General features: G+C 33.1%; 13 protein-coding genes. 12 read left to right on the top strand and 1 reads right to left on the bottom strand.

The genetic code is table 11. The features are described 5' to 3' along the window. Positions 1–54 precede the first annotated feature (54 nt). The 12 genes from murQ (at position 55) to AC3ITQ_RS13070 (ending at position 10,664) form a co-directional block, all read left to right on the top strand. On the top strand, positions 55–867 hold the full coding sequence (murQ, locus tag AC3ITQ_RS13125; protein WP_072971304.1) for an N-acetylmuramic acid 6-phosphate etherase: 813 nt from the start codon (positions 55–57) through the stop codon (positions 865–867). Positions 868–1,077: 210 nt separating this feature from the next. Next, positions 1,078–1,299, top strand: a complete 222-nt coding sequence (locus tag AC3ITQ_RS13120; protein ID WP_017498392.1) for a DUF6095 family protein — start codon at positions 1,078–1,080, stop codon at positions 1,297–1,299. Between the two features lie 27 nt (positions 1,300–1,326). Next, positions 1,327–1,557: a hypothetical protein gene (locus AC3ITQ_RS13115; protein WP_489234664.1), complete on the top strand. Its 231-nt coding sequence runs from the start codon at positions 1,327–1,329 to the stop codon at positions 1,555–1,557. Then, the gene (locus tag AC3ITQ_RS13110) at positions 1,542–1,856 is read left to right on the top strand and encodes a type II toxin-antitoxin system RelE/ParE family toxin (protein WP_026982107.1); all 315 of its coding nucleotides are present in this window, start codon (positions 1,542–1,544) and stop codon (positions 1,854–1,856) included. The genes AC3ITQ_RS13115 and AC3ITQ_RS13110 overlap by 16 nt, the downstream gene beginning before the upstream one ends. Continuing rightward, positions 1,844–2,416, top strand: coding sequence for a pentapeptide repeat-containing protein (locus tag AC3ITQ_RS13105; RefSeq protein WP_375031974.1), 573 nt, complete (start codon positions 1,844–1,846; stop codon positions 2,414–2,416). The genes AC3ITQ_RS13110 and AC3ITQ_RS13105 overlap by 13 nt, the downstream gene beginning before the upstream one ends. A gap of 2 nt (positions 2,417–2,418) precedes the next feature. Beyond that, positions 2,419–2,994, top strand: coding sequence for a DUF1572 family protein (locus AC3ITQ_RS13100; RefSeq protein ID WP_489234663.1), 576 nt, complete (start codon positions 2,419–2,421; stop codon positions 2,992–2,994). Positions 2,995–3,273: 279 nt separating this feature from the next. Beyond that, the gene (locus AC3ITQ_RS13095; RefSeq protein ID WP_072971907.1) at positions 3,274–3,645 is read left to right on the top strand and encodes a DNA topoisomerase IV; all 372 of its coding nucleotides are present in this window, start codon (positions 3,274–3,276) and stop codon (positions 3,643–3,645) included. A gap of 34 nt (positions 3,646–3,679) precedes the next feature. Further along, complete coding sequence (locus AC3ITQ_RS13090; protein WP_489234662.1) at positions 3,680–4,459, top strand: TerC family protein; 780 nt, start codon at positions 3,680–3,682, stop codon at positions 4,457–4,459. A 148-nt stretch (positions 4,460–4,607) separates the two neighbouring features. Further along, entirely contained in the window at positions 4,608–6,527 is a 1,920-nt protein-coding gene (locus AC3ITQ_RS13085; RefSeq protein WP_489234661.1) for a DUF294 nucleotidyltransferase-like domain-containing protein, read from the top strand. A 2-nt stretch (positions 6,528–6,529) separates the two neighbouring features. Next, positions 6,530–7,156: a 3'-5' exonuclease gene (locus AC3ITQ_RS13080; protein ID WP_489234660.1), complete on the top strand. Its 627-nt coding sequence runs from the start codon at positions 6,530–6,532 to the stop codon at positions 7,154–7,156. Positions 7,157–7,331: 175 nt separating this feature from the next. Beyond that, positions 7,332–8,810 (top strand): alkaline phosphatase PhoX, encoded by a 1,479-nt coding sequence (locus AC3ITQ_RS13075; protein WP_489234659.1) that lies wholly within the window; start codon positions 7,332–7,334, stop codon positions 8,808–8,810. A 69-nt stretch (positions 8,811–8,879) separates the two neighbouring features. Further along, on the top strand, positions 8,880–10,664 hold the full coding sequence (locus AC3ITQ_RS13070; RefSeq protein WP_489234658.1) for a cytochrome-c peroxidase: 1,785 nt from the start codon (positions 8,880–8,882) through the stop codon (positions 10,662–10,664). A 55-nt stretch (positions 10,665–10,719) separates the two neighbouring features. Here AC3ITQ_RS13070 and AC3ITQ_RS13065 read toward each other — a convergent pair whose 3' ends face one another. Beyond that, the gene (locus AC3ITQ_RS13065) at positions 10,720–12,549 is read right to left on the bottom strand and encodes a type VI secretion system baseplate subunit TssF (RefSeq protein ID WP_489234657.1); all 1,830 of its coding nucleotides are present in this window, start codon (positions 12,547–12,549) and stop codon (positions 10,720–10,722) included. Between the last annotated feature and the right edge of the window lie 8 nt (positions 12,550–12,557).

Raw genomic sequence — 12,557 nt, 5'->3', positions numbered from 1 at the left:
TTTAAAAATTGCAATAAAAATGAGTATTTTTGGGCTATTCTATAACTACGAAAAATGACCTTTACAAAAACTACAGAACAAGCATCAAAATACGAACATTTAGAAAAAATGTCAGTTCATGAACTGCTTACCAATATCAATAATGAAGACAAAACTGTTCCAAATGCAGTTGAAAAAGCGATACCACAAATTGAAGCTTTAGTGGCTCAGGTTGTGGCTAAATTAAAACTAGGTGGACGAATATTTTACATCGGAGCGGGAACTTCAGGTCGTTTAGGCGTTGTTGATGCTTCAGAATGCCCTCCTACTTTTGGCGTTCCATTTGATTTGGTAAACGGAATCATTGCCGGTGGAGATACTGCAATTCGTCGTGCAGTAGAAAACGCAGAAGACAATGCAACACAAGCCTGGATCGATTTACAAGCAAATAATATTGGTGCAAATGATGTTGTAATTGGTATTGCCGCCTCAGGAACTACTCCATATGTTATTGGAGGTTTAGAAACTTGCAATCAAAATAATATCCTTACGGGATGCATCACTAATAATGCTGGAAGCCCATTGGCTTTGACGGCGCAATTTCCAATTGAAGTTGTGGTTGGGCCAGAATTCGTTACCGGAAGCTCCAGAATGAAAGCCGGAACAGCTCAGAAATTAGTTTTAAATATGATTTCGACTGCAGCGATGATTCAACTTGGAAAAGTGAAAGGAAACAAAATGGTCGATATGCAGTTGAGTAACATCAAATTGGTTGATCGTGGCGTGAAAATGATTATGGGAGAAATTCCTGTCTCTTATGAAGAGGCTTCGGAATTGTTGAAAAAATACGGCAGTGTGAGAAATGCTGTGGATAATTATAACGCTTAAAAAAGTTTTACCGCTGTCAAACGCGGGCTGATTTAACCACAAAGTCCGCACAGGTTTTTCGCAAAGTTCACTAAGCTTTAACTTAAAAACAAGTTTTTCAAGATCGCAAAGTTGTTGTCTGTTAATCTTTGTCAAAGGTTTAAACTTTGACAAAGATTAACCCAGCTTGAAACCTGAAACTTGAAAAACTTGAAACTTGAAACAAAAAAAATGGCAACAAATAAAGAATTATTAGGAAAAGGAATTAAGTATTTATCAGGTTCGTTGCCTCTACTATTTATTGGTCCTTCGTTGATTTATAATGCTTTTATGAATCAGCATACGAATTGGCATTATTTGGTTTTGGGAATTGGGATTGTCGCTTGTTTAAGTGCTATGTTTTTGATTTTCTATGGATTGAAAATCATTATGAAAGGTTTGTTTAACGACTAATTTGTATCTTTACTAAAATTCACAATTATGGATATTCAAGCAGAAATAAACTGGATTCATCAAGAAATTGATAAAGTAAAAGACCCTTCTTTTGTAGAAAAGTTAAAACATCTTCTACAATCAATCAACAATGTTACAGTTGATTCAGATGCATCTTATAATTTAGATATCGAAAATGCTTTAGAAAACATTAAAAAAGGAAATTTTCATACTGAAGAAGAAGCTAAAGAAATTGCTAAAAAATGGGGAAGAAAATAATTTGGTCAAAAGATGCTTTAGATCAATTAGAAGACATTCATTTTTATATTTTCTTTGAAAGTAAATCTATTACAATAGCAGATAAAGTAGTTAATACCATTTTTGAAAGCACTGAAATACTAAAAACACAACCTGAAATTTACAAACTCGATAAACAAAAAACTAACAATGATGGAAGTTTTAGAGTTTATAGTGTTTATGATTATAGCATTTCCTATCAAATAAATAACGATTCAATCTACATTCTTCGCGTACGTCACAACGCTCGAAAATCTAAAAAACATTCATGGAAGGTATAATTCATATTCAGAAAACATTCGAGAAAGTCATTTATATTGACAAAAAAATAAACAATCGGGAGTTTGAGGATTGTGTTTTTAAGAACTGTGATTTTTCAAACAGCAATTTTGCCTATAATACTTTTTTAGACTGCGAATTTATTGACTGTAATTTGTCGATGACCAGTTTGGCAGGCACAAATTTGAAGAATGTTACTTTTAAAAACTGTAAACTTTTAGGAATTGCTTTTAACGAATGTGATGACTTTTTATTTCAGGTTTACTTTGAAGAAACAGCCTTAGATTACGCCATTTTCTCCAACAAAAAAATGCCAAAAACCAAATTCATAAATTGTTCTGTACGAGAAGTTACTTTTATAGGAACCAATTTAACAAGTTCGGTTTTTGATAATTGTGATTTGGACGGCGCTATTTTTAATGAAACCCAATTAGCAGCTGTTGATTTTAGAACGGCTTACAATTATAAAATTGATCCCGAATTTAATCCGATGCGAAAAGCACAATTTTCAAATCAGGGAATTGTGGGACTATTAGATAAGTATGACATTAAAATTGTATAAATATGGAAGCTACTGAATCCTATTTAGAAAGCGTTAAAAAGCAGTTTTTATACTATAAAATGCTAGGCGAAAAAGCAATGGATCAATTAGAACCCGAACAGCTTTTTGTGGCAATAAACGAAGACACCAATAGTATTGCAACCATCATAAAACACATTTCCGGCAATATGTTATCGCGTTGGACAGATTTTTTAACTTCTGACGGAGAAAAAGAATGGCGCAATCGTGATGCTGAATTCGAGAATGATTTACAATCAAAAGAAGAAGTTCTTGAAGTTTGGAATAAAGGCTGGGATGTATTTATTAATACATTAAATAGCCTAAAAGCAGAACAGCTTTCAGATATTATTTATATCCGAAATGAAGGCCATACTGTCATTGAAGCTATAAATCGTCAATTGGCACATTATCCGTATCATGTTGGACAAATCGTTTTCTATGCCAAGCAATTGAAAAATAGTGATTGGGAAAGTTTATCAATTCCGAAGAATAAATCCGGAAATTACAATGCCGAAAAGTTTGCCAAAGAAAAAGAAATCAAGAACTTTACAGATGATGAATTAAAAAGACTGAAATGATAGAATTTCATGCATATTTTGGCGGTCTTTGGTGGTGGATTCTGATTCGGTTTTGCAGAACAAAATTAGCTGATGAACAAGCTGATAAAAATCGGAGACGGAATTTATATTTTTTGAGTTTTCTTAATATTCTAATCGCCTTTATTATAACAATATTTCTTGTTTACCCGAGATTCTTCTAGCCCCGATGGGAGGGAAAATCCTTTTGTGCCGGGGTTCGGCACAAAAGATTTGGAAGGACAGCGGGAAACAGCTCCTAAAAAAACAACTTATTTAAAAATGAAAAAAATTATATTCCTTTTACCGTTAATCACATTATTCTCCTGCTATAACGCGGAACACAATTGCAAAGACTTTAAAAACGGAAAGTTCAAATTTGAGTTTGAAGTAAATGGTGTTAAAAAAACAACCGTCTTTGAACGAAAAGATAATATCGAAATCGAGACTTTTGATGGAAAAACGGATACCTCAACAGTACGCTGGGTAAGTGATTGTGAGTATGTTTTGCAGAAGAAACATCCAAAAAACATGGCTGAGGAAAAAGCAATCAGCATGAAGATTTTAACCACTTCTAAAGATTCTTATACTTTTGAATTCGGAATGGTGGGTTCTGAAGAAAAGCAGCGCGGTACAGTTACCAAAATAGACTGATCGTTTATTGAATTAAATAAAATACGTTTTAAAAATGGAAATACTTTTTAATCCTGACGCCTGGATCGCTTTATTGACACTAACTTTTCTTGAAATTGTTTTAGGAATTGACAATATCATTTTTATATCGATTGTAACCGGTAAATTACCCGAAGAAGATCGCAAAAAGGCAACACGAATTGGTTTATTTCTGGCTATGTTTATGCGTATCGGACTTCTAATGGGAATTTCGTATTTGATTGCCATGAAAGCCACCATATTCAGTATTCATTGGGGCTGGTTTGAAGGCGATTTTACAGGTCAGGCTTTGATTTTATTCTTAGGGGGATTATTCTTAATTTATAAAAGTACCAAAGAAATAAGCGAAAAAGTAGATCATCACGGTGAAGAAGAAAAAACGATTAAAGAGGCTGCAAAGAAATCTTTTTCAAATGTTATTGTTCAGATATTGTTGATTGATTTAATTTTTTCTGTCGACTCAATACTAACTGCAGTAGGTATGACAAATGGCGTTCATGGCGCTTTAACGATAATGATTACGGCGGTTATTATTTCTGTTTTAATTATGATGTTATTTGCCGTTCCTGTTGGGAATTTTGTCAATAAAAACCCGTCGATTCAAATATTAGGGCTTTCCTTTTTAATACTTATCGGATTCATGTTAATTACTGAAAGTATGCATTTGTCAGATGCGACACTTGCCGGTGAACATATTGGAGCAGTTCCAAAAGGTTATTTGTACTTTGCTATTACATTTTCACTTGCCGTTGAGTTTGTTAATATGCGAATTCGAAAAAAACAATCACAAAACTAAAAACAGCAAAGTTAGATTCTGCCACAAAGGCACAAAGACACTAAGATTATTAAACTTTGTGGCTTTGTGCCTTTGTGGCTATAAAAAATTAACGTGTTTCTTTTACATTTCTATTTTAAAATAGTATTTTAGAACCTAAATCTCACGCATGAAAAATACCATATCACATAGAGTTGCTGACTTTTTAAAGGACTTCCCTCCTTTTAGTTTTTTACACAAAATGGATTTAGAAAAGCTATCAGAACAAATTTCGATTATCTACAAAGATAAAGATGCTGTTATTTTTGCTGAAAACGAAAAAACACATGATTCTTTTTATGTTGTTCATAAAGGTGCCGTGGCTTTAAAGAAAAACTCCAAAAACACTGTTTTGGACATGTGCGATGAAGGAGATATTTTTGGATTACGCCCGCTTTTGGCGCAGGAAAATTATATTATGGAAGCTGTAGCGCATGAAGAAAGTATTTTATATGCCATTCCGATTGCTGTTTTCAAACCTTATGCATTAGAGAATAGAACAGTTGGTAATTTTCTGATTGAGAGTTATGCTTCAAACACAAAAAATCCTTATTCTGATATCCATAAAGATAAATTATATGGCGATGATTTGGCGCATGACACGATGCAGTCAGACACTAATTCCTTTGATTTAACCCCTATAAAATATTCAAAAAAAATTGTTACTTGTTCGCCATCAACTACCGCGAAAGATGTAGCCAAAATCATGAACAAGAAGAAGGTTGGAGCCATATTAATTGTTGATGAAATGCTTCCGATTGGTATTTTGACTGATAAAGATTTGCGCAATAAAATCGTAACCGGAGAATACTCGATTATGACATCGGCCGAAACCATTATGACGAAACCGGTTATTACTTATCCGAAGAAAATGACCGTTACGGAGGCTCAAATGGCGATGATGAAAAGTAATATTAGTCATTTGTGTTTGACGAAAGACGGCACTATAAATACAAAAGCAGTTGGAATTCTATCCAAACATGATGTAATGGTTGCGTTAGGAAATAATCCTGCAGTTCTGATTAAAGCTTTAAAAAGAGCAAAAAAGATCAAGGAGATTAAACCCATCCGAAACAGAATTATGCAATTGCTTCAGGGATATTTAGATCAAAATATTCCAATGACATTGATTTCTAAAATCATAACCGAATTAAATGAAGCCTGTACAACACGTGTTATTGAAATGTGTATTGAAAAAATGAGCAGTCCCCCACCGGTAAAGTTTGCATGGCTGGCCCTTGGAAGCCAGGGACGAAGTGAGCAAATGCTGCATACTGATCAGGATAATGCAATTGTTTATGAAAATGTTTCTGAAGTTTTTAGGGATGAAACCCGAATATACTTTTTGAAATTTGCCGGCCTTGTCAACAAAGGACTTTTTGAAATTGGTTATGATTATTGCCCGGCAGAAATGATGGCTTCGAACCCAAAATGGTGTATGAGCCTTGATGAATGGAAAAGTCAGGTTCATCATTGGATTACAAATCCGGGGAAAAATGAAGTTTTACTATCATTCATATTTTTTGATTATAGCGTAACTTATGGCGACACGGAGATCGCGAGTCAGCTTTCTGATTCTATTTTTGAAGATGTAAAGGCAAATCCTATTTTTTATGTTCATTTGGTTAGTGGTGCTTTACAAAGTCCGTCACCAACAGGCTTTTTCAGGCAATTTCTAGTAGAACAGGACGGCGCCAACAAAGACAATTTCGATATCAAACGAAGAGCTTTGATGCCTCTGACAGACGCTGCACGTGTCTTGATTCTATCTCATTCTGTTAAAGGAATCAGTAACACAGCGGAACGTTTTGAAAAATTAGCCGAACTGGAACCTACTAATAGTGAATTGTATTTATCCTGTTCCTATTCTTTTAAGGCCCTATTGAAATTCAGAACAAAACAAGGGCTCTTACACCATGATTCAGGGCAATTTATTGCCTTAGAATCTTTATCTAAAATGGAAAAAATAAAGCTCAAAAGAACTTTTAAAACCATAAAAGAGCTTCAGGAATTAATAAGCGTAAGATTTAATGTTTCAAACGTAGTATAATTATGAGCTTACTCAATTTTTGGAAAAAAGAAGAAAATCTGTTCGATGAAAATATCTCGATTGAAGACACTCGTTTTGTAGTTTTAGATACTGAAACGACAGGCTTTGATTATGAAAATGACAGGATCTTATGCATTGGAGCACTTGTTTTACAAAACGGAGTTATTTCGGTTCAAAATAGTCTTGAGGTCTATATTGAGCAAGCTCATTATGATAAATCAACAGCTCAGATTCATGGCATCTTAAAAGCATTTATTCTGAAACGCCCTAGTGAAATAGAGGCTTTACAGCAATTTTTAGCTTTTTTAGGAGATTCTATTATTATCGCTCATCACACTATTTTTGATGTTACCATGATCAACAAGGCTTTACAGCGGAATGGCTTACCTGAATTGAAAAACCATAGATTAGACACCGCTTTTTTGTATAAAAAAACCTTAATAAAATCTCATTTGTTTGAAAGAAAAGATCATTACACGTTAGACGATCTTGCAGACAAATTTGATATTTCTAAAAAAGACAGGCATACCGCTTTAGGAGATGCTTACATAACTGCAATTGCTTTCTTAAAAATTGTAAAAAAACTGAGAGAAAAAAAAGCCGTTAACCTTAATTCATTATTTAAATAATGAAAACTGTTTCTTAAGATTTATTTGTGAGGCTTAAATTTACATTTAGACTACAAAATTTACTTTTTAGTAATACATACCTTATTATTTGTTAGCAATTTTAAAAGATTAGCATAACATGCATTTTGTTTTTGAGAGATAGCTTTGCTCTAATCAAAAAAAACAAAAAACAGTTATGAAACTTAATTTTTTCAAATCAATTGCGTTGTTAGGTATTACAGGTCTTTCTGTAATTAGTTGTCAAAATGATGACAAAGATTCTTCAAAAGATGTTAATGCTGACATTGACTTTACATCACATTCAAAAGTACCTGCTTTTGTTTATCCAATGACGGGGTTCGAAAGCCTAAAAATCAGTACCCTTATTACGAGTGCAGATGTATTGCCTGGTTCTCCTTCATTTGTTTACGGAGCTCAGCCTGACGGAGCCGGACTTATGAAAGACCCAAGTGGAGAAGGTTATATTTTGATTACGAATCATGAAATTTTACAATCTGTTTCAAGAGTTTATCTTGACAAAACATTCAAACCTGTAAAAGGAGATTACTTAGTTGACGGAATTGGCGGATTGACACGTTTGTGTTCTGCAACTTTGGCAACTCCGGCAGTACACGGATTTGGTCCACTTTTCTTAACAGCTGGAGAAAGCGGTCAGGAAAGTATGGTACACGGGATTAATCCTTTAGGTTCATCAGCAGATAAAAGCAAAACAGACAGGGTTTTACCAGCACTAGGGAAAGCAAGTATGGAAAATGCGGTTCCACTTCCAAAAGAAACATATCCGGGGAAAACTGTTATTCTTATTGGAGAAGATCAATCCTATGCAACTTCACACGCAAGTGCTGGACAATTAATTATGTATATGAGTACGGTTGGAGATTTATCTAATGGAAAATTATACGCTTTAAAAAGAACAGACGGAAATCAAGTAGAAACAACTATGAAATTGAACAATTCATATCCTGTTTCATTTGTTGAAATTCCAGATGCCAAAAATTTAACTGGTGCTGTTATTAATACAACTGTAAATTCTTTAGGAGCAATTCGTTTTTCAAGAGTTGAAGATGTTGATTACAGAAAAGGAAGTGCAAGCAATAATAGAGAAATTTACTTCACTGCTACAGGACAAGCAAGTTCAAATGCACCTGTTGAAGGTTACACCATGTGGGGACGCGTTTACAGATTAAAAATGGATGCTAATGATCCTCTTAAAGGGACATTAGAATTAGCTGTAGAAGGAGATAGTACTCCGGGAACAGGAATTATCAATCCAGATAATTTATGTGTAACTGAGAACTACGTTTATATTCAGGAAGATGGTGACAGTTATTATGCTGACGCTAAACACGATTCTTACATTTGGCAATTTAATATCGGTACAAAACAAAATAAGCCATGGTTAAACATGAACCATAAAAGAACGGATACTGCTTGGAATACTTTATATAACCAAACTGGTGAAATGAGATTAGGAAGCTGGGAATTTGGAGCGATGCAGGATATTTCAGATATCATTGGTGTTCCAGATACATTCACAGTAAATATTCACCCACACACCTGGCAAACTGATGCGTTTAAAAATGCTGATGGTTCTGGAATTAACACTAATAAAGAAGGTGGTCAAACTGTAATTATTAGAAACGTACAACGATAATAATTCAGCCAAAATAACATTAAAACAACCCTTATTTATCAATAAGGGTTGTTTCTATTACAATCTATTATGAAATTAAAGCACTTTACTTTTCTGTTTTTAACGCTTTGTTTTTTCTTTTCATGTCAAAAAAATGAAGCTTCAAAAACAACTATTAAACAAGATTTGCTTATTGATTTAACTAAGCTAAATAATGAAATTATTCAGCTTGAAGAGTTGGCAAAGAGCAATTCATCACAAAAAGAAATTTTAACTCAATTTAAGAAGTCTCGATTAGCTTATAAAAAAGTCGAATGGGCTATTGAATATTTTATTCCGGAAACTGCCCGATTTATGAATGGGCCAGCATTGGATGAAATGGAATTAGAAGAGAATAAATCTTTTGAACCTCATGGTTTTCAGGTTATCGAAGAAATGATTTATCCAGAATATCAAATCGAAAATAAGGAAAATATCATTAGAGAACTACATATTTTTCAATCGAATATTAAGCAGATCTCAACCACTTTTGAAGTAATAACGATAAGTGATGATTATATTCTGGATGCGATACAGCAAAATGTTTTCAGAGTTATATCGTTAGGAATTACAGGTTTTGATAGTCCAATTTTGCAATCTTCGATTTTAGAAGCTGGAGAAAGTTTAATTGTGATTCCTGAATCTTTAGAAAAAATCAATTCTAAGAACAAATCATTATTCGACATAAAAAAATTGACACAAAAAGCACAAGCGTACTGTATCGAAAACAATAATTTCAATGCCTTTAACAGAGCATTTTTTATAACTGAATTTTTAAATCCGATATCGAAGAAAATTAAAGCTTTTCAGAAAGAAGAAAATATTAAAAATGTAAAGAAAAACAGTCCGTTAAAGCCAGTTATAGAAACTTTATTTGACAAAGATGCATTTGATGTAAATGGCTTTGTTCTTTCAGATAAATATAATTTTACTCCAGATAAATCCCTTTTAGGAGAAAAATTGTTTTACGACAAAACTCTTTCTAAAAATAATGACAGAAGCTGTGCGACATGCCATCACCCTGAAAAGGCATTTACAGACGGTTTAAAAACGAATGTTTCCTTAACCGGATCCAATCTGGCAAGAAACACTCCTACCCTAACTTACGCTTCATTGCAGAATGCGCAGTTTTGGGATATGCGCCAATTAGATTTAGAAAAACAAAGTGTTGATGTAATTCAGAACAAAGACGAAATGCATGGTTCTATGGAAAATATTCATGCTAAAATCTTAGTAGATCAAGAATATAAAAAACTATTTAAAAAAGCTTTCCCGAAAACTACAAAAACAGAAGCCTGGCAAATTCAAAATGCTATTGCAAGTTACGTGCGGTCTTTGAATACTTTTGACTCTAGATTCGATCTTTATATGAGAGGAGAAAAAAGCACTCTGAATGATCAGGAAATTGAAGGAATGAATCTCTTTATGGGAAAAGCGAAATGTGCAACTTGTCATTTCACGCCAATATTTAATGGAACTGTTCCTCCAAGTTATTCTAAAACCGAGCATGAAGTTATAGGAACTCCGAACGAAGCATCAGGCAAAAAAATTAGTCCTGATTTAGGGAGATATTTATACAACAAAATGCCACAATTGGTTGGTGCGTTCAAAACACCAACAGTTAGAAATATAGCTGTAACTGCTCCATACATGCATAACGGAGTTTTTAAAACGTTAGAAGAAGTTGTTTCCTTTTACAATAAAGGAGGTGGACAAGGTTTAGGTTATCAAGTAGAAAATCAAACACTTCCTTTTGACAAATTGATTTTAACTGTAAAAGAGGAAAAAGCTCTTGTGGCTTTTATGAAAGCTTTGACCGATAAAAAATATCAGTAAAACCAAATAAATCCCAATCAAAAATGCCCAAATTTAAATTCGGGCATTTTTGATTTTAATCTACAAATATTCGATAGGGAAATACATTTGAAGATTTATTTTTGAGATTTTTCAAAAAGCTATCACATAAATAATTCCACTCGTTTTCTGACAAATGCTTGATTTCTTCAGAGTTTCTGGCAAGAAAAATGTCCACCGTTCGGCTAAAACCGGCTTTTACCGATATTTCTTTTCGCGTTCCTTTTTCTATTTTAATATTTGAAATTGAGTTTTTAAAATGATTAAATCCAAATGCTTTAATATCAGCAAAAGTCACGATTCTTCCTCTTGTTAACAGTGCATTTCTGTAAGCTAAAATTCGATCTTTATTATTCTGTTTGTTTAAACCTCCAACAGTATTTGTCATTAATGTAAGTGTCTGACTTATAAAAAATAAATCATCCTTTGAATCTAAAATAGTTCCCGCTTTAATATCATTTCCTTCTTCTGCACAAGTTGACCAATAGCTTATTGTAAATGACTTACCAACGGTTTCATCATTTCTGGGCTTTATCATTAAATAAGGATCATTATTTTTAGAAAAACTATTCTCTTTAACTTGCTGATGAATAGAAGACAGCAATTGATTTATTTGGTTCAAAGAGCTATTCATAAAATCTTTTCCTAGACCAGAAAATGCTGAACTTTCATCTTTTAGCAAATCAAGTACATTTTGCAGGAGTTCGGAAGCACTCCTTGAATCAAATCGTGAAACTCCTCCTGTTCTTAAAACAGCGTTTCCTTCTTCAATAACGTCAGCCTTGAACTCTTTTATTTCATAATGAATATTTAATGAATCAACTACTGAATCTACATCTAGATAAATCTCATTATCTGTATCAAGCGAAACATAAGATAAAAAAGTATCAAATGTTTTACCAGTAGAACGATATTTTTTATTAATTACCGGAAAACAGTTCACAGTAAATGAGATATTATCTATGATTTCAGGAACAAGTGACTCCGGAAAAATCATTTTTATCCAAATAACTTTACTGTCATTATTTGCAGTTATTTTTTTTAAATGAGCATATTCAGAACTATATCCGGTTATTTCTTTATACTTTAAAATACCTTTTAATGTATAAAAATTATCAAAATAAAACTCATTCACCTCCTGCATTATTTCACTTAACTGGCTATAATTACGATTAATAATGTTTTCTACATTCAGTTTGTTTATCGATACATTATATCCCTCTTCAACTTTAATCTCGATATCATCATAAAAACATTTCATTTGTTTTAAGTAGTAATGAAATATTTCTTTTTGATGTGTATTTTTAATATCAATGTAAAGCATTAAATCTTCTATTTCTGCTACATTGGCTTTAAGCTCGATTCCTAAAATAACTTCACCCGAAGGTAAAGTAGTACTATAATCACGAACAACATCTTTATAAAAAAGATTTGAAATTTCGTATAGATTTCTCTCATAAGCAATATACTTAACTTCACAAGCTGACAACTTAACTTCCAAAGTTGGTGATAGGGTAATTTCTTTTGTAATTGGTACTAACGGATTATAAATATTATGAATCCTTTTATTTACCCTCATTTGATTGTAGAACGAAACTTTGAGATTATTTTCAATAGGCAAAGCATGCAAAATTGCTCTTGCAGGTTTGGCTCCCGAAGCTACCTCTGGGAACATGATTTCTAAAACTTTTTCCACAATGCGAGTTTTAGAATCTTCTAATTCATGTGCTACTTTTTCTAATTCGTATGATAGTGCATTCAGCATCATGGCGACTACAGGATCGAAAGACTCAATTTCTAAATCTGAAAAACCCCAAGCTCTTGCCGCTCTCTTTAATACTCTGTCTTTAATTCGTTCTTGTCTCATAGTTCACT

This window comes from Flavobacterium sp. KH_001 (genome assembly GCF_057840745.1).
The sequence above is the reverse complement of the archived record's forward strand: the minus strand, read 5'-3'. Positions and strand labels throughout refer to the sequence as shown.